The 20,901-nt window shown below is 74.0% G+C and carries 17 protein-coding genes and 1 pseudogene; 8 read left to right on the forward strand and 10 right to left on the reverse strand.

Annotated features, from left to right (window positions below; genetic code table 11):
- The first annotated feature begins 137 nt into the window (after nucleotides 1-137).
- Nucleotides 138-1,346: a lactonase family protein gene (locus IG84_RS0110710; protein ID WP_245659300.1), complete on the forward strand. Its 1,209-nt coding sequence runs from the start codon at nucleotides 138-140 to the stop codon at nucleotides 1,344-1,346.
- 73 nt (nucleotides 1,347-1,419) lie between these two features.
- Here the strand turns inward: IG84_RS0110710 and IG84_RS0110715 are convergent, their stop codons facing one another.
- The 4 genes from IG84_RS0110715 to IG84_RS0110730 form a co-directional block, all read right to left on the reverse strand.
- Nucleotides 1,420-1,653, reverse strand: a complete 234-nt coding sequence (locus IG84_RS0110715) for a hypothetical protein (RefSeq protein WP_031054330.1) — start codon at nucleotides 1,651-1,653, stop codon at nucleotides 1,420-1,422.
- Between the two features lie 128 nt (nucleotides 1,654-1,781).
- Nucleotides 1,782-3,731 carry an ABC transporter permease gene (locus IG84_RS0110720; RefSeq protein WP_031054332.1) on the reverse strand — a complete coding sequence of 650 codons (1,950 nt, stop codon included), beginning with the start codon at nucleotides 3,729-3,731 and terminating at the stop codon, nucleotides 1,782-1,784.
- A complete protein-coding gene (modA, locus tag IG84_RS0110725) occupies nucleotides 3,728-4,516 on the reverse strand; it encodes a molybdate ABC transporter substrate-binding protein (protein ID WP_031054334.1) in 789 nt (262 codons plus the stop codon). Before modA ends, IG84_RS0110720 begins: the two co-directional genes overlap by 4 nt.
- A gap of 16 nt (nucleotides 4,517-4,532) precedes the next feature.
- Nucleotides 4,533-4,928 carry a TOBE domain-containing protein gene (locus IG84_RS0110730; RefSeq protein WP_031054337.1) on the reverse strand — a complete coding sequence of 132 codons (396 nt, stop codon included), beginning with the start codon at nucleotides 4,926-4,928 and terminating at the stop codon, nucleotides 4,533-4,535.
- A gap of 270 nt (nucleotides 4,929-5,198) precedes the next feature.
- On the opposite strand from IG84_RS0110730, the gene IG84_RS0110735 reads away from it, so the two are divergent.
- Nucleotides 5,199-6,044 carry a triphosphoribosyl-dephospho-CoA synthase gene (locus tag IG84_RS0110735; protein ID WP_051861593.1) on the forward strand — a complete coding sequence of 282 codons (846 nt, stop codon included), beginning with the start codon at nucleotides 5,199-5,201 and terminating at the stop codon, nucleotides 6,042-6,044.
- Between the two features lie 84 nt (nucleotides 6,045-6,128).
- Here IG84_RS0110735 and IG84_RS0110740 read toward each other — a convergent pair whose 3' ends face one another.
- A complete protein-coding gene (locus tag IG84_RS0110740; protein ID WP_245659301.1) occupies nucleotides 6,129-6,866 on the reverse strand; it encodes a PaaX family transcriptional regulator C-terminal domain-containing protein in 738 nt (245 codons plus the stop codon).
- A 67-nt stretch (nucleotides 6,867-6,933) separates the two neighbouring features.
- On the opposite strand from IG84_RS0110740, the gene IG84_RS0110745 reads away from it, so the two are divergent.
- Nucleotides 6,934-8,592, forward strand: a complete 1,659-nt coding sequence (locus IG84_RS0110745; RefSeq protein ID WP_031054344.1) for an acyl-CoA dehydrogenase family protein — start codon at nucleotides 6,934-6,936, stop codon at nucleotides 8,590-8,592.
- Nucleotides 8,589-9,353 (forward strand): crotonase/enoyl-CoA hydratase family protein, encoded by a 765-nt coding sequence (locus IG84_RS0110750; RefSeq protein WP_031054346.1) that lies wholly within the window; start codon nucleotides 8,589-8,591, stop codon nucleotides 9,351-9,353. The genes IG84_RS0110745 and IG84_RS0110750 overlap by 4 nt, the downstream gene beginning before the upstream one ends.
- Before the next feature lie 38 nt (nucleotides 9,354-9,391).
- On the opposite strand, the gene IG84_RS0110755 is transcribed toward IG84_RS0110750, so the two are convergent.
- On the reverse strand, nucleotides 9,392-9,871 hold the full coding sequence (locus IG84_RS0110755; RefSeq protein ID WP_031054349.1) for a DUF3574 domain-containing protein: 480 nt from the start codon (nucleotides 9,869-9,871) through the stop codon (nucleotides 9,392-9,394).
- A gap of 296 nt (nucleotides 9,872-10,167) precedes the next feature.
- On the opposite strand from IG84_RS0110755, the gene IG84_RS0110760 reads away from it, so the two are divergent.
- Nucleotides 10,168-10,674, forward strand: coding sequence for a DUF1990 domain-containing protein (locus IG84_RS0110760; protein WP_031054351.1), 507 nt, complete (start codon nucleotides 10,168-10,170; stop codon nucleotides 10,672-10,674).
- An 86-nt stretch (nucleotides 10,675-10,760) separates the two neighbouring features.
- Nucleotides 10,761-11,999 (forward strand): metallophosphoesterase, encoded by a 1,239-nt coding sequence (locus IG84_RS0110765; RefSeq protein WP_031054354.1) that lies wholly within the window; start codon nucleotides 10,761-10,763, stop codon nucleotides 11,997-11,999.
- An 18-nt stretch (nucleotides 12,000-12,017) separates the two neighbouring features.
- Here the strand turns inward: IG84_RS0110765 and IG84_RS0110770 are convergent, their stop codons facing one another.
- A complete protein-coding gene (locus IG84_RS0110770) occupies nucleotides 12,018-12,905 on the reverse strand; it encodes a universal stress protein (protein WP_031054356.1) in 888 nt (295 codons plus the stop codon).
- A gap of 170 nt (nucleotides 12,906-13,075) precedes the next feature.
- On the opposite strand from IG84_RS0110770, the gene IG84_RS0110775 reads away from it, so the two are divergent.
- Entirely contained in the window at nucleotides 13,076-15,223 is a 2,148-nt protein-coding gene (locus IG84_RS0110775; protein ID WP_078648736.1) for a SpoIIE family protein phosphatase, read from the forward strand.
- 18 nt (nucleotides 15,224-15,241) lie between these two features.
- On the opposite strand, the gene IG84_RS0110780 is transcribed toward IG84_RS0110775, so the two are convergent.
- Nucleotides 15,242-16,639 (reverse strand): NADP-dependent succinic semialdehyde dehydrogenase, encoded by a 1,398-nt coding sequence (locus tag IG84_RS0110780; RefSeq protein WP_031054361.1) that lies wholly within the window; start codon nucleotides 16,637-16,639, stop codon nucleotides 15,242-15,244.
- A 396-nt stretch (nucleotides 16,640-17,035) separates the two neighbouring features.
- On the opposite strand from IG84_RS0110780, the gene IG84_RS0110785 reads away from it, so the two are divergent.
- The gene (locus IG84_RS0110785) at nucleotides 17,036-17,779 is read left to right on the forward strand and encodes a L,D-transpeptidase family protein (protein ID WP_031054364.1); all 744 of its coding nucleotides are present in this window, start codon (nucleotides 17,036-17,038) and stop codon (nucleotides 17,777-17,779) included.
- Nucleotides 17,780-17,835: 56 nt separating this feature from the next.
- Here IG84_RS0110785 and IG84_RS0110790 read toward each other — a convergent pair whose 3' ends face one another.
- Together IG84_RS0110790 and IG84_RS0110795 are read right to left on the reverse strand one after the other, a co-directional pair.
- Nucleotides 17,836-19,110, reverse strand: coding sequence for an MFS transporter (locus IG84_RS0110790; RefSeq protein WP_037799916.1), 1,275 nt, complete (start codon nucleotides 19,108-19,110; stop codon nucleotides 17,836-17,838).
- A gap of 91 nt (nucleotides 19,111-19,201) precedes the next feature.
- A pseudogene (locus IG84_RS0110795) lies at nucleotides 19,202-20,896 on the reverse strand (SpoIIE family protein phosphatase); the annotation flags it as partial.
- Nucleotides 20,897-20,901: the final 5 nt, after the last annotated feature.

Below are 20,901 nucleotides of genomic sequence, written 5' to 3' on the forward strand. Positions count from 1 at the left end.
AGATCGTACGCTTCCCGGCGAAGCGGGCAAATGAACCGCCCTGGACCGGGCGGTGCCGGGGGTCTTGTCAGCGCCGGTGGTATGGACCACTCTGGCTGCCGTCCCGCGCCCCGATCATGAGATCCCGAGGTGTTGCCATGAGTGACCGCATGCCGGAGTCGGAGAACGGGTCCGCGGGGCGGCTCCGCCGCCGCGGCTTCCTCGGTGCGCTGGCGGCGGGGGCGGCGGCCGCTGGGCCGGGGGCCGCGAGCGCCGTACGGGCCGTCGGCGCGGCGGGCCCCGGGCGCCCCCGCCCTGTCGCGCTCCGGCCGCTGTTCCTCGGCACGTACACCTCCCAGCCGGGCGGCGGCAGCGGTGTGGGGCTGGCGGCGTACCACCCGGTGACCGGCGAGATCACCGGCACCGGCGTGCTCACCGGCGTCGCCGACCCCTCCTACCTGACCCTCTCCCCCGACCGGCGGACCCTGTACGCGGTCCAGGAGAACGCGGAGGGCGCGGTCACCGCCGTCCGGCTCGCCGCCGACGGCGCGCACCACGTACTGGGCAGCCGCTCCACCGGCGGCGCGGGCCCCTGCCATCTGTCGGTACATCCGAGCGGCCGCTGGCTGCTGAGCGCCAACTACCTCTCCGGCAGCGTCGCCGTGCACCCCGTCGACCCGGCGACGGGCGCGCTCGGCGAGCGCACCGACCTCGTGACGCACTCCGCGCCGCCGCCCGGTCCCGGGCAGGACGGGCCGCACGCGCACCAGATCGTCACCAGCCCCGACGGCGGCCATGTGCTAGCCGTCGACCTGGGCAACGACACCGTCTACAGCTACCGGCTGGACCCGCTCGCGGGCACCCTGCGCCAGGTGTCCGCCGCGGCGCTGCGCCCCGGCGCCGGTCCGCGCCACCTCACCTTCCACCCCGGCGGCCGCTACGCCTACCTCGCGAACGAGCTGGACAACACGGCGGTGGTGTGTGCGTACGATCCCGCCACCGGCCGGCTCACGCCCGGCGCCCCGCAGCCCACTGGCACCGGCCCCGGCCCCGGCACCAGTTACCCGGCCCAGTTCCTGGTCACCCCCGACGGCCGGTTCGCCTGTCTGGCCAACCGCGGTCACAACAGTCTGACCCGGTACGCCGTCGAGGACCGCGGCGCCCGGCTGCGGCTGCTGGACACCGTGCCGGCCGGCGGCGACTTCCCGCGCCACATTGCCTTCTCGCCGGACCACCGGCTGCTGTTCGCGGGGAACCAGCGCTCGAATACGGTCACGGTGTTCCGCGTCGACCCGCGCTCGGGCGAACTACGGCCCACCGGGGAGCCGTTCGAGGCGCCGATGCCGGTGTGCGTACTGCCGCTGTAGGAGCGGTGTCGGGCGGTGCTCCGCAGAGCACCGCCCGACACCCTCGTCGTCAGTCCGGCCGTCAGTCCGGTCGTCAGTCGCCGAGCCGGCTGCGGAGCAGTTGCTTGCCCAGTTCGGCGCCCTTGCGGCTGTCGGCCTGGGCCTTGCGGAACAGTTCCGCGAGCTCGGTGTCCTTCTCCCGGTCCGCGTCCTGGATGTACGTCTCCATCCGCAGGGCGTTGTTCAGGCACGTCTCGGTGAACCAGAGCAGGTTGTAGTTCTTGTCCTTGGTGCCGGTGACGTCGCTGCTTTCCTTGCTGCTGGTCATGTGACCGACCTCCAGCTCGTGGACACTCGTGGACAGGAGCCGCCGCTCGGGCCGGCGGCGCCCGTTGCGGGTTTCCGCTGCCGTCCGGTCCAAACGCCGCATGAAACGCCGCCGGACATGACGGTGCGTCACACCGGTACGAGCGTGACCTCTGTGGCCTTCACGCTGATCCAGACGTCCGTGCCGTCGCGGAGGTCCAGTTCGACGGCGGCCTGGTGGGTGATCTCGGCGACGAGGTCGGGGACTTCCGGCGAACCGATGAGGACGCGCAGCCGGCTGCCGGCGGCGGTGAGTTCGCGGACCCGGCCGGGCCAGACGTTGCGCGGGCTGCCGCCGGGGCGGACGCGGTGCACGGACACCGCCTCAGGGCCGATGATCGCGAGCGCTTCGGTGCCCTTCTCCAGTGGTTCGGCGGCGGTGAGCCGGCCGGGGCGGTCCGCGAGGGCGAGGCCGTCGGCGGTGGCCGTACCGGGCCAGGCGTTGCGCCCGAGCATCCGGGCCACCCAGGGCGAGCGGGGGTGCCGGGAGACCTCGGCGGGCGCGGCGTCCTGGAGGGTGCTGCCGTCCTGGAGTACCAGTACCCGGTCGGCCAGCGAGACCGCCTCGACCGGGTCGTGGGTGACGAGCAGGCAGACGCCGCGGAAGCCGGCGAGATGCTGCCGCAGGGTGTGCCGCACGTGCGCCCGGGTGGTCTGGTCGAGGGCGGCGAGCGGCTCGTCGAGGAGGAGCAGCCGGGGCCCGGCCGCCAGCGCCCTGGCCAGCGCGACCCGGCCGGCCTGCCCCCCGGACAGGCCGGCCGGACGGCGGTGTGCGAGGTGGCCGACGCCGAGCCGGTCCAGCCACTGCTGGGCGGCGCGCCGGGCCTCCGCACGGTGTACACCGCGGGCGCGGAGGCCGTACGCGGTGTTGCCGAGGGCGGTGAGGTGCGGGAAGAGCGCGCCGTCCTGCGGTACCCAGGCGACGCCGCGGCGGTGCGGCGGCCGGGCCGTGACGTCGTAGTCCCCGAGGGTCAGCGCGGCGTGGGCGCGCGGGGTGAGACCGAGGAGCGCGCGCAGCAGGGTGGTCTTGCCCGCGCCGTTGGGGCCGACGACGGCGATGGTGGTGCCGGGGCCGGCGTCGAGGGTGAGGCGGGTGAAGCCGGTGACGTCGGCGTGCAGCGGCCAGGTGGGCGCGTCCGCCGGGAGCTCCTCGGAAGGCGCCGCCGGCAGCGTGTCGGCGGGCGGTGTGTCCGTACCGCCCTCAGCGGCTCCGGCACCCGCCTCGGCGGCTCCGGTACGCGCCTTCGCCGTGGCGCCCACCGACCACCGCCCGCGCAGTGCGACCAGTACGGCCATCGCGACGGCCAGGAGCAGCAGCGAGACCGAGGTCGCGGCCTCGGGGCTGTCCTGGAGCAGCAGGTAGACCTGGAGCGGCAGGGTCTGGGTGACGCCGGGGAGGTTGCCGGCGAAGGTGATCGTGGCGCCGAACTCGCCCAGTGCGCGGGCCCAGGTGAGCGCGGCGCCGGCGGCCAGCCCCGGGGCGACCATGGGCAGCGTGACGGTGCAGAAGACGCGGAAGGGGCCCGCGCCGAGGGAGGCCGCGGTCTCCTCGTACCGGGCGTGCAGTCCGGCCAGCGCGCCCTCCAGGCTGATCACCAGGAAGGGCATCGACACGAACGTCGCGGCGATGACCGCGCCGGAGGTGTGGAACGGCAACTGGACGCCGAACCAGTCCTCCAGCACCCCGCCCAGCAGCCCCCGCCGCCCGAAGCCGAGCAGCAGCGCGACGCCGCCCACGGTCGGCGGCAGCACCATCGGGAGCAGGACCAGCGAGCGGACCAGCGCCTTGCCGGGGAAGTCCACCCGGGCCAGCAGCCAGGCGAGCGGCACGCCGAGCAGCAGCGAGAGCCCCAGTGCCCAGCACGCGACGGTCAGCGAGAGCCACATCGCGTCCGTGACGCCGGGCGCCGTCAGGTGGGTGCCCAGGTCCGACCAGGTCGTACGGGCCAGGACGCCGGCCAGCGGGACGAACAGGAACGCCACGGCCAGTACGGCGGGTACGGCCAGCGCGAGCGGCGCCCGGCGCACGGAGGGTCTCATGGCTTCTGGAACCCTGCGTCGCGCAGGATCTGCTGCGCCTTCGCCGACCGCAGCCACTTCACGAACGAGTCGGCCTGCTTCTTGTGTTCGGAGACCTTGAGGGTGGCGGCCGGGTAGGCGGCGACGGCGTTCTGGTCGTCGGGGACCGGCACCGCGTCGACCTTGTCAGGGGCGGTCTTCGCGTCCGTCGCGTAGACGATGCCCGCGTCGGCCTCGCCGAGCTCCACCTTGCTGAGCACGCCGCGCACGTCCTGCTCCTGCGAAACCGGCTTCACCTTGAGGTGCTGCTTGTCCAGCACCTGCTGGCTGTAGCGGCCGACCGGGACCTCGGGCGCGGCGAGGACGACCTTGAGCTTGCTGTCGGTGAGGTCCTTGAGGTCCATCACCTTCTTGGGGTTGCCCTTGCCGGTGGCGATGACCAGGCGGTTGTGGGCGATGGTGACCGGGGTGCCGGTCCGTCCCTTGAGGCCGTCCATGGTCCTGGTATCGGCGGTGACCAGCGCGTCCGCCGGGAAGTCCTGCTCGACCTGGGCGGCGAGCTGCTGCGAGCCGGCGTAGGAGAACTTCACGACCGTGTCCGGGTGGGCCTTCTCGTACGCGGCGCCGGCCTTCTTGAACACGTCGGTGAGCGAGGCCGCGGCGAGCACCTTGATCGTGGTCTTCTTGCCGCTGCCCGACGCCTCGTCGCCGGACCCGCCGCCGCAGCCGGCGGCGAGGGGCACGATCAGGGCGGCGCAGAGCGCGGTGGCGGCGGCGGTGCGGCGGGCCGTACGGGGGCGGGGCATGCGTACTCCTCGGGGCTCAGACCCGGTCGATGTGGACGTTGGTCGACTTCACGCGGGCCGTGGCCCGCATGCCGACCTCCAGTCCCAGCTCTTCCACCGCTTCCCGGGTCAGCAGCGAGACCAGGCGGTGCGGGCCCGCCTGGATCTCCACCTGCGCGGCGACGTCGCCGAGCTTGATCGCGGTGACGATGCCGGGGAAGGCGTTGCGGACGGAAGTGGCGGCGGGCTCGTCCTCGCCGGCGCCGCTCTTGGCGAGCTCGGTGGAGAACGCGGCCAGGTCACGGCCGTCGATCAGCCGGCGACCGGCCTCGTCCCGGTGGGTGGGGACCTTGCCGGCGTCCGCCCAGCGGCGCGCCGTGTCGGCACTGACACCGAGCAGCCGCGCCGCCTGACCGATCGTGTAGGACTGCATGTGCGGCACGTTATGGCAGATGCCCTCTCACCTGCAAGGAAGACTGTGGATTGGGCTTAGCAGATGCGAGCTGGGTAGTGCGATCGCACAAGATCGCGCGTGAGCGGGCGCCTCGGCGGGTGCCGGCAATCGCCGCGAAAGGGGGACATACGGGCCGCGGATACGGGACGAAAGTCCCGCGTACCGGGTCGTCGCGGGCGGCATCACAGGCTCGGGACGCGCTCACCGTCCCCCTCGACCGACCGACCCGCACGACGGAAGGCACCGACGATGCTCAGGCCAGCGCCGACCTCGCCCGCCCACCTCGCTCCCCCGGTCACCCCGCACCTCCTCGCGGATCTCGCGGTGGCCGCCTGCACGGCACGTGCCCGGCTGCCGCGGATCCCCGACGCGGGCACGCCGCACGACTCGGGCGACCCCGCCGCCGAACTCCGCTCCATACCGGCGCTCCGCCCGGTCTTCACCGCGGTGGCGGAGACCGCCGACGGCCGCCGCCTCGACCGCCACCTGCGTGCCGAGCTCGGCCGGCTCGGCGAGCGGCTCCCGGCGGAGGCCGCGGGGCACCGGGGCGAGCTGTGGGCCGTCGGCCTGCTCGTCGCGGGCGCCGCCGCCACCGGCTGCCGCTCGGGCTACACCGCCTGCGCGGCGGCCGCGACGCTGGCCCGGATGCCGTACGACGGCACGCCCAAGCCCGTCGAGACACCGGGCGGCCGGGCCCGGCTGCACTTCCACGTACCGGGCGCGACCGGCCAGGCCGGGTCCGGATTCCCGCACGTGCGGCGGGTGGCGCTGCCCGCGCTGCGCGAGTCCCGGGCGCACGGCAGGCCCGAGATCGCCGCGCGGATGGACGCGCTGCTCACGCTGATGGCGACGCTCGACGACACCGCCCTGCTGCACGAGGGCGGGCCCGCCGCGCTGCTGTCGGTCCAGATGGACGCCCGGGACGTGGTCCGGGCCGGCGGCTACGGCTGCCCGGCGGGCCGGGAGGCCCTGGACCGCCTGCACCTGCGCATGCGTGACCCGCTGCTGACCCCGCGCGGCAGCCACGCGGTACTGTCCGCCGCCCTGTTCCTGGACTTCACGTTCGGTACGGAGGGTCTGACGCCGGGGCCGTGAGCGGCGCGGCGGCGCGGCGGACCGGCGGTCGAGCCGGCCGGCCGCGCCGCCGCCGGGCCTCTCAGCCCTCGGCGCGCAGCCCCCTCAGCCCTCGATGTGGCGGCGGAGCAGCTCGCTCAGCTCCGCCTCGAACTCGCCGTACCGGACGCGGAGTTCATCCCCCGGCCAGTCCCCGGGCAGCAGCGCGTCCGGGAGGAGGGGATCGGCGAGGAGGTGGCGGAGGATCGCGGCGGAGACGGTGAAACGGTCGGCGGGGGTGGCGGCCCGGCCGAGCGCCGCGAGCAGATCACGGGCCCGCGCCGACCAGCCGGCCAGGTCCCACAGCCGGCCGGCGAGCGCCGCGGGGTCGCCGTCGGGCGTGCCGGTCAGCCAGGTGCACTGCTCGACGGCGACGGCGGGCCGCGGCCGGTCGAGGTTGGCGGGGCGCAGCCAGCTTCCCTCGCGCAGCTCGCCGAGCCGGAGCGCCGCCATGGCCTGGCGCAGCGCGGTGCGGTCCGCGGCGCTGCGCGGCTCGGCGCCGGCGACCAGCGCGATCTCCCACTCCCCCGACCAGTCGCCGGTACGCGGCGCGCGGCTCTCGTCCTGGCGGGCCTGACGCTCCAGGAGGCGCGCGGTCAGCCCGTACGAGCCGTCGCTCTGCCGCAGGTCACCGGCCGCGACCATCCGCGAGAGGGCGACGCGGACGGTGCCCTCGGCGATCCCGAAGAGCTCGCCGACCCTGACCAGTGCGCGCGCGGGCAGCCGGGGCGGGTGATGACCGAGGAGGGTGCTCAGCACGATGGAGCGCGCGGTGAGCGGCCGCAGGGCGAGGCGTGAATCCATGACGGTCATCCTGACAGCCACCCTTACACACTTCCATCGCGTGTTCGACAACTGTAATGTCGGCCGTATGACCGTCACCCATGAAGTCCTGAATCAGGCGCCGCCGCTCACGGGGTTCAGCGCGGCGGACGACCCGGCCCTGCTGGCGGCGCTGCACCGGGAGGGCGCCGGGTGGGGTGAGCGCGAGGTGCAGGTGCTGGGCGCGCTGGCCGGCTCGGCGGAGGTGCAGGAGCTGGCGCGGATGGCGGAGGAACAGCCGCCGAAGCTGCACACGCACGACCGGTACGGCCACCGGGTGGACGAGGTGGAGTTCCACCCGGCGTGGCACGAGCTGATGACCGTGGCGGTGGAGCAGGGCCTGCACGCGGCGCCCTGGGCCGAGAACCGCCCCGGCGGCCATCTCGTGCGGGCCGCGAAGTTCTACGTGTGGTCGCAGGCCGAGCCGGGGCACGGCTGCCCCATCTCGATGACGTACGCGGCGGTTCCGGCGCTGCGGGCCTCGCCCGGGCTGGCCGCTGAGTACGAGCCGCTGCTGGCGGCCCGCACGTACGACTTCGGGCTGCGGCCGCCGCTGGCCAAGGCCGGACTGATCGCCGGCATGTCGATGACCGAGAAGCAGGGCGGCTCGGACGTGCGGGCCAACACCACGCGGGCCGTGCCGACCGGGGACGGGACGTACCGGATCACCGGCCACAAGTGGTTCACCTCCGCGCCGATGAGCGATGTGTTCCTGACGCTGGCGCAGACGGAGGAGGGGCTGACCTGCTTCCTCCTCCCCCGCGTGCTGCCGGACGGCACCCGCAACCGCTTCCACCTGATGCGGCTGAAGGACAAGCTCGGCAACCGCTCCAACGCCTCCTCCGAGGTCGAGTACGACGAGGCGGTGGCCTGGCCGGTGGGTGAGCCGGGGCGCGGGGTGCGGACCATCGTGGAGATGGTCAACATGACCCGGCTGGACTGTGTGCTCGGCTCGGCCGCCGGGATGCGGGCCGGGCTGCGGCAGGCGCTGCATCACACCGCGCACCGGCGGGCGTTCGGGAAGGAGCTGGCCGATCAGCCGCTGATGCGCTCCGTGCTGGCGGACCTGGCGATCGAGTCGGAGGCGGCGACGACGCTGGGGCTGCGGCTGGCGGCGGCGGTGGACCGGGCGCAGGCGGGTGACGACGCCGAGGGCGCGCTGCGCCGCCTCGCGCTGGCGGCCGGCAAGTACTGGGTGTGCAAGCGCGGCGCGACGCACGCGGCGGAGGCCCTGGAGTGCCTCGGCGGCAACGGTTACGTCGAGGAGTCGGGGATGCCCCGGCTGTACCGGGAGGCCCCGCTGCTCTCCATCTGGGAGGGCTCGGGCAATGTCGCGGCGCTGGACGTGCTGCGCGCGCTGGGCAGGGAACCGGCCGCGCTGGAGGCGTACTTCGCCGAGGTGGAGACCGCGGCCGGCGCCGACCCGCGGCTGGACGCGGCGGTGGCGCGACTGAAGGCGATGCTGCCGGAGCTGGCCGATCCGGACCGGGCCCAACTGCTGGCCCGTACGCTCGCGGAGCGGCTGACGCTGGTCCTGCAGGGTGCGCTGCTGGTCCGGCACAGCGACCCGGCGGTCGCGGACGCCTTCTGCGCCTCGCGGCTGGGCGGCGAGTGGGGCCACGCCTTCGGCACTCTGCCGGCCGGCGCGGACCTGGGCGGCGTGCTGGCCCGGGCGCGCGTCAAGTCTCCTGCCGAGGTTGCGGGTTGAGCCCGGTACGGGTCGAGCGGCAGGGTCCGGTGACCACGGTCGTCCTGTCCCGGCCGGCGGCCCGTAACGCCGTGGACGGAGTGACGGCACGTCAGCTCGCGGCTGCTTTCCGGGAGTTCGAGGCGGACGAGGCGGCGTCGGTGGCGGTGCTGTGGGGCGAGGGCGGCACGTTCTGCGCGGGTGCCGATCTCAAGGCGATCGGCACCGAGCGCGGCAATCGCGTGGCACCGGACGGCGACGGGCCGATGGGCCCGACCCGGATGCGGCTGTCCAAGCCGGTGATCGCGGCGGTCAGTGGTTACGCGGTGGCGGGCGGCCTGGAGCTGGCGCTCTGGTGCGATCTGCGGGTGGCCGAGGAGGACGCGGTCTTCGGGGTGTTCTGCCGCCGCTGGGGCGTGCCGCTGATCGACGGCGGCACGGTCCGGCTGCCGCGGCTGATCGGCGAGAGCCGGGCGATGGACCTGATCCTCACCGGGCGCCCGGTGTCGGCCGCCGAGGCGCTGGACATCGGGCTCGCCAACCGGGTGGTGCCGAAGGGACGGGCCCGGGAGGAGGCCGAGCGGCTGGCGGCGGAGCTCGCCCGCTTCCCGCAGGAGTGCCTGCGCGGCGACCGGGCGTCGGTGCGGGAGCAGGCCGGACTGACGGAGGGGGCGGCGATGGATGCCGAACTCCGTTACGGCCAGGCGTCCTTGGCCCACGCCGCCGAGGGCGCCGCACGCTTCGCGTCGGGCGCGGGGCGGCACGGCGCGATGGAGGTATGAGCGCCGGCGACCCGGGCCGTCCCGCGAGGGAGCGGGGATCAGAAGTCGACGCTGGTGCGATCGTCGACGCGCGCCACGGACTCCTGGGCGAACTTCTTCTCATAGGCGGAGCGGATTTCCTCGATCTTGCGGCCACTGGGCCCCGCCTGGCCCGTGGGGTAGAACAGGATCAGCTCGTAGGAGCGCTCACGCTCGATCCTCCCGTTCGCGTCCCGGTACTGGCCTTCCCCCTGCTGGACGGTCAGCCCGTCCGGAAACCGGGGCGTGACGAACTCATTCACAAAGCCCCGGAACTGCCGGTCGGTGACGGGCGGGCTGCCGTCCGGATGGGCGGTGCCGAAGAAGAGGCTGGTCTCGATGTACGGGCGGCCCGCCGCCAGACCGCCCGCCGCCGGCCGGTCCGCCGCGGCGGGCGCGGAAGTGAGGGCGGGCGCTGACGCGGTCGCGGCGGCGCCGAGCAGGGCGGTGGACACCGCCAGGACTGCGAGCCGTACACGGGGCTGGGAGATCGATGCCAACGGTCTGCCTTTCGCTGGGATTCGTCCGGGTAACGACCGCCGGCACCGGGGGATGCGGCCGGCTGCCCACCGAAGATGCCCGACCGCCATGACCGGGCACCAGGGAATGCGGGTACGGCCGGACGCTTCCGGCCAGCCGCCGCAGGACGCGCCGCCACCACCCCTCGCTTGAGCGAGTTCAACTCACGGCGTACGGTCTGCCATGAGCGTCACTTGAACACGTTCAAGGAGGGGGCAGGCATGGACGCGTTGACCCCGCCCCGCCGCCACCGCACCACCGGCTCGAAGGAGCGCGCATGACCGCCGCACTCAGCTACCCCGAACACGGCGCCACCCAGCACGGCCCGCTCCCCGCCGGGTACCACCATCTGCACGTCGAGGTGCCGGTCGGGCGCGGCCGGGCCGTCTTCGAGCGGGCCGGTGAGGCGATCACGGCCTTCCGGATGCACCGGGCGGCCGGCATCCGCATCCGGGCCGGCGCCGAGGCCGCCGAGCCGGGCGTGCCGGTCGAGAGCGGTCTCGGCGTCGGCCCGCTGCGGATCACCGCGCCGTGCCGGGTGGTGTGGAGCACGTACGACAGCGACCGCATCGGTTTCGGTTACGGGACGCTGGAAGGGCATCCCGAATGCGGCGAGGAGTCCTTCGTCGCGGAGCTGCGCGCCGACGGCTCCGTCTGGTTCACCGTCACCGCCTTCAGCAGAGCGGCGAAGTGGTACACGCGGCTGGCCGGGCCGTTGGTCCCGGTGTTCCAACGGGCGTACGCGCGACACTGCGGTCGCACGCTGCGCAGGCTCGTGCGGTAAGGGCCTGTGTGTAAACCCCCGAACGTCTACGTCGCGTTCATGACATCTTCACCAACTGACCAGTAGGTCATGAGACAACTCCTGGCATGTGTGAGCTGATTCCGCCGCAGGCGGACATGACCGAGGACCAGTGGGTGCGGAGCGGCACGGTCCCCGGCGGGGAGCCGACCACCCCCGCCGCCACGCGCACCGCTCCCGTACTGAACCTGAACCGGCGCACGCTCCTGGGCGGCGCCGTCGCGGGCGCCGCGCTCGCCGTGCTGCCGTACGGGGCGGCCGCACCGGCCGCGGCGCGGGACCGGGCGGTGGACGGGAAGTACCCCTTCCCCACCGCGCCCAACGGCAACGGAGAGTTCGCCGTACTGGTCACCGGGGACGCCGGCACCGGCGAGGAGGGCCAGTTCGCGGTGGCGGCGGCCGCCCGGGACCTGATGGCGAGCGAGCAGATCGGGCTGGCCGTCGGGCTGGGCGACAACATCTACGAGAACGGGCCCGAGTCGGCGCACGACTCCGAGTTCCAGGACAAGTTCGAGAAGCCGAACACCGGTATCGACGTGCCGTGGCTGATGGTGCTGGGCAACCACGACTGCTCGGGGCTGATACCGGGCAGCGGCGGCGACCCCGCGCGCGGCGACCGGGAGGTGGCCTACGCGACGACCTCGAAGCGGTGGTACATGCCGAGCCGCTACTACAGCGTGGCGCTGCCCGCCGGCTCGGGCGCGCACGGCAGCGGCGACCCGCTCGTGGAGTTCTTCGCGCTGGACACCACCCCCGTCTCCTCCTACGTCGTACAGACCGATCCCTACTTCCACTGGGACGGGCCGTACATGCGCGAGCAGCGGGCCTGGCTGGACGGCGCGCTGAAGGAGTCACGGGCGCAGTGGAAGATCGTGCTCGGCCACCACCCGTATCTGAACAACGGCGAGCACGGCAGCGCCGGTTCCTACGACGGCTTCACCGTCGGCCACTACACCAGCGGCGTCCACCTCAAGGAGCTGTACGAAGAGGTGGTGTGCGGCCGGGCCGACCTGATCCTCTCGGGCCACGACCACACGCTGCAGGTCCTGGAGCCCTCGGCACGCACCGGCGGCACCCGCCAGGTCGTGTGCGGCGCCGCCTCGAAGACGGGCGACGGCAAGGCCCACTTCGGTCTCCCCGCGGCGTGGCAGGACTTCGCGAGCCACGGCTTCATGGTGCTGAAAGTGTCTCCGAAGGGCCTGACGATCGACGCGTACACGGTCGACGTGGCCACGCGCACGGCGAAGCTCGCGCACCGCACGCGGACCGGTACGCCGGTGACCGCGCCGGCCGCCGTCAGCGGCTGAGCGGGCCGGCGTACGGCGTCACCGTACGGGGATCACCGCCGTCGGGCAGTGCCCGTGCAGCAGTACCGCGTTGGCGACCGAGCCCATCAGGCCGCCGTCGCGCAGCCGGCGGCGGTGCCGGCCGACCACGACCAGGTCGGCGGCGCGGGACGCGGCGACCAGGCGGCCGGCCACGTCACCCTGCACGAGGACCGGGTCGACGGTCACCTTCGGGTAGTGCCGCTCGACGAAGGGGAGCAGCCGCTCCTCCTGCTGGACGCCGGCGTGCGCCTCCAGCTCGCCCGACGTGGGGCTGCCGGGCGGCAGGCTCTCGGCGGCGATGAGCATCGGGTACGGGTTCGGGTACGCGGTGACCACGCGCAGCTCCGCGTCGCGGCGCTCGGCCTCGGCGAAGGCGAAGTCCACCGTCTCGTCGGAGGTCTCCTCCGGGTGCAGCCCGAGCACGATCCGGCCCTGCCTGCCGGCCCCCGGCTCCGCGCGCCGCTCGTCGGGCACGACCACGACCGGGCAGGCGGCCCGCATGGCGGCGGCCCGGCCCGCCGAGCCGAGCAGCAGGCTGGTGAAGCCGCCGCGGCCGCGCGAGCCGAGGACCAGCAGCCGGGCCTGGCCGCTCAGCCGGATCAGCGTCGAGGTGGACGCGCCGTGCGCGGAGAGGTACCGCGTCTCGGGGGCGTCGGCGCGCTCGGCGAGGTGATTTCTGACGTCCTGCAGCACGGGGTCGGCGGGGTCGGGGACCGGGTGCGGGTGGGCATCGCCGAGTGCGCGCGGCATGGGGGTGATCGGCCAGACGTGCACCGCGTGCAGCGTGGCCCCGGCGAGCCGGGCCTCGCCGGCCGCCCAGTCCAGCGCCCGGAGGCTGTTCACCGAGCCATCGACGCCGGCGATGACGGGAAGGGTGCTGTTCACGATCTCCTCGATCCGTCGGTGCGGGCACCGCCTCTCCGGTGCCCTGGTGTCCTGGGGCCCGCGGCGGGCGGTGGTGCCCGTGCGCGCGGGGTGACGGCGCCGCGTACGGTCCGGAACACCCCGCTGTTCTCAGTACCCATACTCGCCCCATATGACCGTAAGATCCTGATATGGAGCGGAGCTGGGACGGCGCGGAACGGGAGAGCGCGGACGACACCGACCCCCGGGACCGGCGCCGGGACCGCCGCGGCCTCCTCGGGCACCCCGAGCACGAGGAGATCCACCGGCCGCGGATCGACCTGCCCGACCTGCTCGCGCTCAACCGGATGGGCTCCTTCGACTGGAACCTGGACAGCGGCGCCTTCGAACTGGACGCGGGCGGGCTCGCGGTCTTCGACCTGCAGGCGCAGGAGTTCGACGGGACGCGTCCGGCGCTGCTCCAGCGGGTTCCGCAGGAGGAGGGCTACCGCCTGGACAGCGCCGTCGTCCAGGCGATCCAGCAGGGCCGGCGCTCCTGCGGCGCCTACTTCCGCATCCGCTGCCGGGACGGCACGCCGCGGTGGACGCACGTCCAGGGCCGCATCCTGCGCAGCGAGGCGGGCCGCCCCTACCGGATGGCCGGGATCGTCCGCGAGGCCACCGCCGAGCTCGCCGATTCGGCGCTGCTGGGCATCCCCGACGAGGAGCGCGAGCGGCAGACCACGCTGGTGCAGTGGACCACCACCGCGCTGTCCCGGGCGCTGTCGGTCCAGGACGTCACCGATGTACTCACGGACCGCGACGGCCCCCTGCGGCTGGGCGCCGACGCGCTGATCCTGGGCCTGGTCGACAACGGCGTCTTCGACGTCATCGCGGCCACGGAGCCGCTGCACATGCCCGAGCTGCTGCACATGCCGCTGGACCGCACGCTGCCGCTCTCCGAGGCGGCGCTCACCCGCGAGCCGGCCTTCGTCACCTCCCGCGAGGAACTGCTGCGGCGCTACCCGCGGCTGGAGCCGTACGTCCAGGGCATCGGCGTCCGCGGCGCGGCGTTCCTGCCGCTGGTTGCGCAGGACAAGGTGATCGGCGCGCTCGGGCTGGTCGACACCGAGCCGAGGAGACACACGGCGGAGGACCGGAACCTGGCGATCGCGCTGGCCGGCGTCATCGCGCAGTCCCTCCAGCGGGCCACCCTCTTCGACCAGGAGCGGGAGTTCGCGACCGGGCTGCAGGCATCGATGCTGCCGCGCCGGATCCCCGCCATCACCGGCGGCGACGTCGCGGTCCGGTACCAGGCGGCGCGGACCGGCCGGGACGTGGGCGGCGACTGGTACGACGTGATCCCGCTGCCGCAGGGCCGTACCGGGGTGGTGATCGGTGACGTGCAGGGGCACGACACCCACGCGGCGGCCGTGATGGGCCAGCTCCGGATCGCGCTGCGCGCCTACGCCGCCGAGGGGCATCCGCCGCAGACGGTGCTGGGGCGGGCCTCCCGGTTCCTGGCCGAGCTGGAGACCGAGCGGTTCGCGACCTGTACGTACATCCAGGCGGACATCTCGTCGGGGGTGCTGCACGTGGCGCGGGCCGGGCATCTGGAGCCGATGATCTCGGACGCGGGACGGCACGTGCACTGGCCGACCGTGCACGGCGGGCTGCCGCTGGGACTGGCCACCGCATTCGGCGAGGACCACTACCCGGAGACGCAGCTCTTCCTGGAGCCCGGCTCCACGCTGCTGCTGTGCACCGACGGCCTGGTCGAGCAGCCGGGGCTGGACATCCTTGCCGGGATCAACGCGCTGACCAGCGCCGTACAGGACGGGCCCGGCGAGCTGGACGCGCTGGCCGACCATCTCTCGGAGCTGCTGTGGGAGCAGCCGGGCTCCCCCGACGACATGGCCCTCTTGCTGCTGCGCCGGCTGGCCGAGCCCGGCGGTCCGGCCACGCCGCGCCTCCGGCTCCATGTCCACCAGGCCGACCCGGTGGGCCCGGCCGAGGTCCGCGCCCAACTCCGGCGGATGCTGGACCAGTGGCGGGCCGGGGAGGTGGCGGGCGACGTCGAGCTGGTGGCCACCGAGCTGATCACCAACGCGCTGCGGCACACCGAGAGCGGGGCGCTGGTCTCGCTGGAGCTGCTGGCCGGTCCGCCGGGCCGGGTCCGGCTGGAGGTCGAGGACCGGTCCAGCCACTGGCCGCGGCGGCGCAGCCCCGGCGAGACCGCCACCTCCGGGCGGGGGCTGCTGCTCGTCGAGGCGCTGTCGGACCGGTGGGGCGCGGAGGCCCGGGGCGCGGGCAAGGCGCTGTGGTGCGAGTTCACCGTGCCCGCGCCCGAGGGCGCGTAAGGCGTCGGTCATGGGCGGTCAGCCCTTGGCGCCGTACCAGACCGTGGTGATGTTGCAGAACTCTCGGATGCCGTGGTCGCCCAGCTCCCGGCCGTACCCGGAGCGCTTGGTGCCACCGAACGGCATGCCCGGGTGCGAGGCGGTCATCCCGTTGAAGAAGACGCCGCCCGCCCGGAGGTCCCGGACCAGCCGCTCCTGTTCGGCCACATCCTCTGTCCAGGCGTTCGAACTGAGGCCGAAGGAGGTGTCGTTGGCGATCTCGATCGCCTCGTCCAGGCCGGCGGCCCGGAAGAGGGTCGCGACCGGCCCGAACGCCTCCTCGTAGTAGATCTTCATCTCCTTGGTGACGTCGGCGAGCACGGTCGGCTCGTAGAACCAGCCGCGGTCCATGCCCTTGGGCCGGCCGCCGCCACACAGCACGGTGGCGCCGTGCATGGTGGCGTCGTCGACCAGCTCCTCCAGGTCGGAGCGGCCCTGCTCGCTGGAGAGCGGGCCCACCTGGGTCTCGTCCGCCATCGGGTCGCCGACCTCGAGCGCGGCCATCTTCTCGGCGAAGCGGGAGGCGAACTCGTCGTAGACGTCGGTGTGGACGATGAAGCGCTTGGCGGCGATGCAGGACTGGCCGTTGTTCTGCACGCGAGCGGTGACGGAGGTGGACACCGCCTTCTCCAGGTCGGCCGAGGGCAGCACCAAGTACGGGTCGCTGCCGCCCAGTTCGAGCACCGTCTTCTTGATCTCGTCACCGGCGATGGACGCGACCGAGCGGCCCGCGGGCTCGCTGCCGGTCAGCGTCGCGGCAGCCACCCGGGGGTCGCGCAGGATCATCTCGACCGAGCCGGAGCCGATCAGCAGCGTCTGGAAGGCGCCGTCGGGGAAGCCCGCGCGGCGGAAGAGGTCCTCGATGTACAGGGCAGTCTGCGGGACGTTCGAGGAGTGCTTGAGCAGGCCGACGTTGCCCGCCATCAGCGCGGGCGCGGCGAAGCGGATCACCTGCCACAGCGGGAAGTTCCACGGCATGACGGCGAGGACCGGGCCCAGCGGACGGTAGCGCACGTAGGCGCGGGCCGCGCCGGAGTCCTTGATGTCGGCGGCCCGGGGGTGCTCGTCGGCGAGCAGCGCCTCGGCGTGGTCGGCGTACCAGCGCATCGTCTTCACGCATTTGGCGGCCTCCGCACGGGCCTGGGCCAGCGGCTTGCCCATCTCGGTGGTCATCGTGCGGGCGATGTCGTCGGCGTCGGCCTCCAGCAGCTCCGCCGCCTTGCGCAGCAGGTTGGCACGCCGGTCGAAGCCGGTGGTGCGGTACTCCTGCCAGGTCTGCTCCGCCCGGACCAGCCGGTCCTCGATCTCGCCTTCGTTGAGCGCGTCGAACGTCTTGAGGGTCTCGCCGGTGGCCGGATTCACCGTGGCGATGGCCATGGGAAGCACCTCTCCTTCTGGTGGTGCGGATACGGGTGCGGTGCGGCGGTCAGCCCAGCGGGCTGGGCTGCGGTGACGGTTCCGGTACCGGGTCGGGGTTCGGCCCTGGCGGACGCGGGACCGGGGACGGTTCGGGGGTGGGCGGTACGGGGTCGGGCGGGCCCGGCACGGGGTCCGGGACCGGCCCCGGGCCGGGGCTGGGCGGTGTCGGGCCGCCGGGGTCGTGAGCGCGCGCGGGGTGCGGCTGCCGTTCCACGGAAGACCTCCTGGATCTCACGGTGTGGTGCATGCCGCGGGCGGTCCGCCCGCGGCGGTGTTTCTCTCCTGGCCCCCGTACCCGAGTCTGGCCCGGCTATCGCTACCGCGCGCGGTGGGATTCCGCCCTACAGTGCCGTCATGAAGCGTTCGTTCCTGGCAATGGCGGCCGGTGCGGCCGCGCTCACGCTGGCCGTCACGGCCGGCTCCGGCCCGGCCGCTGCAGAGCCCGGGCACCCGACGACGGACCGGACGGGCACGCCGCTGCCCGCCCGGATGGCGGACACCGGCGGCGGCCGGCAGCTCATCACGGCCGAGGCGCCGCGGACGGCGTCCACGCACGGGCGGCTGATCTGGTGGGAGAAGCGGCACGGTCAGTGGCGGCAGGCGGGCTCGGCGCCCGCCCGTTTCGGCGCGAAGGGCCTGGCCGAGGGCAGCACGCGCAAGCAGAGCACGAACACCACGCCCACCGGCCTGTACGACCTGCCCTACGGCTTCGGGATCGGCGCGGCCCCAGCCGGTACGGAGGTCTCCTACCGCCGGGTGCACGACAACTCCTGGTGGTGCGAGGACAATGCCTCGGCGTCGTACAACCGCTGGGCCGAGCCGCTGCCCGCCGACTGCGCCGCGAAGGAGTCGGAGCGGCTGGCCGACTACCCGACGCAGTACGACCGGGCGCTGGTCATCGGCTTCAACTACGACAAGCCGGTGCGCGGCCGCGGCGCCGGGATCTTCCTGCACGTCAACGGCAAGGGCGCGACGGCGGGCTGCGTGTCGGTACCGGCGGGCGCGATGGCCCGCATCCTGGCCTGGGCGGACCCCGGGAAGCGGCCGCACATCGCGATCGGGACGCGGTCGGGGGACACTGCGATCACACGGTACTGAGCGGTACTGAGCGGTACTGAGCCGCGCCCGGCCGCGCGTCGGGGCGGCGCCCCGCGTCAGGGCTGCGGGTGCCGCGCGTCGTACCGGGCGAAGGCGGGGCGGCTCAGGCCGAGGAGGGCCACCACGGCGACGCACGCCAGGCCGCCGCCGACCACGGCGACGGCCGGGGTGGCGAGGTCGGCGGCCGAGCCGGCGAGGAAGTCGCCGAGCCGCGGCCCGCCCGCGACCACGACGATGAAGACGCCCTGGAGGCGGCCGCGCATCCGGTCCGGGGTGGCGGCCTGCAGCATCGTGGAGCGGAAGACCATCGAGACGGTGTCGGCGCAGCCCGCGACGGCGAGGAAGACGAGACCCAGCCAGAGGTTGCGGGTCAGGCCGAAGACGGCGATGGCGGCGCCCCACGCCGCGACCGCGAGCAGGATCGCCAGGCCGTGCCGGCGGATCGCGCCAAGCCAGCCGGAGAACAGCCCGCCCAGTACGGCGCCGACGGCGGGCGCGGCGACCAGCAGCCCGACGGTCTTGGCGTCACCGCCGAACCACAGCGCGGCGACGGCCGGGAAGAGCGCGCGCGGCTGGGCGAGCACCATCGCGGCCATGTCGGCGAAGAAGGTCATCCGGAGGTTGGGACGGGTGGCGAGGAAGCGCAGGCCGTCCAGGACGGAGGCGCGCTTGGGGCGGGCGCCGTCCGCGCCCGGCTCGTGGTCGGGGCGCATCGAGGGCAGCCGCCACATCGCGTACAGGGACGCGGAGAAGGCGACGACGTCGATGAGGTACGCGGCCTGGTAGCCCCACAGGCCGACGATAACGCCGCCCAGCATCGGGCCGCCCATCAGGCCGAGGTTGCTGGTGAGGGAGTTCAGGGCGTTGGCCGCGGGGAGCTGCTCGGTGGGGAGCAGGCGCGGGATCATCGACGCGCGGGCCGGGGAGTTCATCGCGAAGCAGACGGCCTGGAGCGCGACGACGACGTACAGCAGCCAGACCTGGCGGACGCCCAGCAGCGCGGCGGAGGCCAGGACGACGGACATCGCGGTGGCACCGAGGGCGCTGGCCAGGCCCAAGGTGCGGCGGTCGACGGTGTCGGCGATGGCGCCGCCGTACAGCCCGAAGACGACCAGCGGAACGAGCGAGCACAGGCCGACCAGCCCGACCGAGAACGTCGAGTGGGTGATGTCGTAGACCTGGAGCGAGACCGCGAGCGCGGTCATCTGCTGGCCCACCCAGGAGACGGTGTTGCCGGTCCACAGGCGGCGGTAGTGGACGGAGGTACGCAGCGGTGTGAGGTCGGCGAATATGCGCGAGCGCAGGCCGGCGGGGGCGGTCTCAGTGGGCACGCGGCAGTAAAGCACGCGGCACGGGGACTGTATGTGGCGGGGGCCACCTTTAGTCCTTACCGGCTGCAGACGGCAGCTACTGGTGCGGCCGGGGCGTACCGCTGCGGCGGAGCAGCAGGAGCGCCATGTCGTCCTCGCCGTCGCCGCTGAGGGACAGCGCGCACAGCCGGTCGGCGAGCTGCTGGACGTCCTGCGGTCCGGCGCGGACCTCCCGGGCCAGTTGGGCCATCCCCTCGTCGAGGTCCGCGCCGGGCCGCTCGACCAGGCCGTCGGTGCACAGCACCAGCGTTTCGCCGGGCGCGACGCGCACCGTGGTGACCGGGTAGTCCAGGTGGCCGAACTGGGCGGACAGGCCGAGCGGCAGCCCGCCGGCCACGCGCAGCCGGCGGCAGATGCCCTCGGCGTGCCGCAGCAGCGGGTCGACGTGCCCGGCGCGGACGATCTGCAGGGCGCCGGTGGTCAGGTCGATGTCGGCGTAGGTGCAGGTGGCGAAGCGCTCGGTGTCCAGTTCGTGCAGGAAGGCGGAGGCGCGGGCCATGACCGTGGCGGGCGCGTGACCTTCGGCGGCGTACGCGCGCAGCACGATGCGCAGTTGTCCCATGACGGTGGCGGCCTGGATGTCGTGGCCCTGGACGTCGCCGATGACGACGGCGAGCCGCCCTCCCCCCGAGGGGGACCCTCCGGGCAGCGGGATCACGTCGTACCAGTCGCCGCCGATGTCCCGGCCCAGCCGCGCCGCGCGGTAGCGCACCGCGACCTGGGCGCCCCGGACGGCGGGGATGCGGCGCGGCAGCATGGCCTGCTGGAGCGCTTCGGCGAGGTCGTGCTCCTGGTCGAAGAGCATGGCCCGGGCGAGGCTCTGCGCGATGCTGCTGCCGAGCGCCACGAGGATGCTGCGCTCCTGCACGCCGAAGTCGCTCTCCTCGCGGTAGAAGAGCCCGAGCACGCCGATCGGGCGGGCCTGCGCGATCAGCGGGAGGTAGGCAGCGGAGCCGATGTCCAGCGGCTGGATGTGCGGCCACAGGCGCGGGTAGCAGGCGGCGAACTCCGCGCGGGACCGGACGAAGCGCGGCGTGAGCGTGCGTACGACCTCGCTCATCGGGAAGTCGTCCGCCACCCGGGTGAACCGGTGCTCCGGTACGAAGCTGCCGGACTGCCCCTCGGAGACGAGCCGGATGCGGCCGGCCTCCACCAGCCCGACGATGACGTTCTCCGCGCCGAGCCGGCTCAGCCCCTGGCTGTCGCCCAGGACGGCGATGACGTCACCGACGGTCCTGGCGTGCGCGAGCGCCGCGGTGGTGCGCTCCACGACGGAGCTGTGCCGGCGGCGGCGCCGGTCCCCCGCCTTCGCCGGGTCTGCGGTGCGGGAGAGCGCCAGCTCCTGACGGGCGTCGCGGACGATGCCGATGATGCGGTACGGCCGCCCGGTGCCGTCCCGGTGGATGGCACCGTGGCTGTGGGTCCAGCGCAGGGTTCCGTCGCGGCAGCGGACGCGGAAGTACGCGCCGTACGTCGCGCTGCCCTCCTTGATGGCCTGGGCGACCAGGGAATCCAGGCGGGCCGCCTCGGCGGGCGGCACGCGGCAGGAGAGCGTCTCGGGGCGGCCGTCGTACTCGCCGGGGCGCAGGTCGAAGACCCGCAGCGCGGCGGCGTCCATGTACATGCGCCCGCGCTTCAGGTCCCAGTCGAAGCCCCCCATTCCGTTGAGCGCCAGGATCAGGTCCGGCGGGGCGGGCCACTGCTCCGGTGCCGACACGGCAGGGGGCTGCGCGCCCCGTTCGGCCATGTTCG

This window comes from Streptomyces ochraceiscleroticus, from assembly GCF_000720485.1.
GTDB lineage: Bacteria > Actinomycetota > Actinomycetes > Streptomycetales > Streptomycetaceae > Streptomyces > Streptomyces ochraceiscleroticus.

What these genes read in the sequence shown, in the direction of transcription:
- IG84_RS0110720 (WP_031054332.1), bottom strand. Translation starts at nt 3,731, where the DNA reads ATGAGACCCTCCGTGCGCCGGGCGCCGCTCGCGCTGGCCGTACCCGCC.
- IG84_RS0110735 (WP_051861593.1), top strand. Translation starts at nt 5,199, where the DNA reads ATGCTCAGGCCAGCGCCGACCTCGCCCGCCCACCTCGCTCCCCCGGTC.
- IG84_RS0110710 (WP_245659300.1), top strand. Translation starts at nt 138, where the DNA reads ATGAGTGACCGCATGCCGGAGTCGGAGAACGGGTCCGCGGGGCGGCTC.
- IG84_RS0110730 (WP_031054337.1), bottom strand. Translation starts at nt 4,928, where the DNA reads ATGCAGTCCTACACGATCGGTCAGGCGGCGCGGCTGCTCGGTGTCAGT.
- IG84_RS0110785 (WP_031054364.1), top strand. Translation starts at nt 17,036, where the DNA reads ATGAAGCGTTCGTTCCTGGCAATGGCGGCCGGTGCGGCCGCGCTCACG.
- IG84_RS0110765 (WP_031054354.1), top strand. Translation starts at nt 10,761, where the DNA reads ATGTGTGAGCTGATTCCGCCGCAGGCGGACATGACCGAGGACCAGTGG.
- IG84_RS0110715 (WP_031054330.1), bottom strand. Translation starts at nt 1,653, where the DNA reads ATGACCAGCAGCAAGGAAAGCAGCGACGTCACCGGCACCAAGGACAAG.
- IG84_RS0110780 (WP_031054361.1), bottom strand. Translation starts at nt 16,639, where the DNA reads ATGGCCATCGCCACGGTGAATCCGGCCACCGGCGAGACCCTCAAGACG.
- IG84_RS0110760 (WP_031054351.1), top strand. Translation starts at nt 10,168, where the DNA reads ATGACCGCCGCACTCAGCTACCCCGAACACGGCGCCACCCAGCACGGC.
- modA (WP_031054334.1), bottom strand. Translation starts at nt 4,516, where the DNA reads ATGCCCCGCCCCCGTACGGCCCGCCGCACCGCCGCCGCCACCGCGCTC.
- IG84_RS0110745 (WP_031054344.1), top strand. Translation starts at nt 6,934, where the DNA reads ATGACCGTCACCCATGAAGTCCTGAATCAGGCGCCGCCGCTCACGGGG.
- IG84_RS0110740 (WP_245659301.1), bottom strand. Translation starts at nt 6,866, where the DNA reads ATGGATTCACGCCTCGCCCTGCGGCCGCTCACCGCGCGCTCCATCGTG.
- IG84_RS0110775 (WP_078648736.1), top strand. Translation starts at nt 13,076, where the DNA reads ATGGAGCGGAGCTGGGACGGCGCGGAACGGGAGAGCGCGGACGACACC.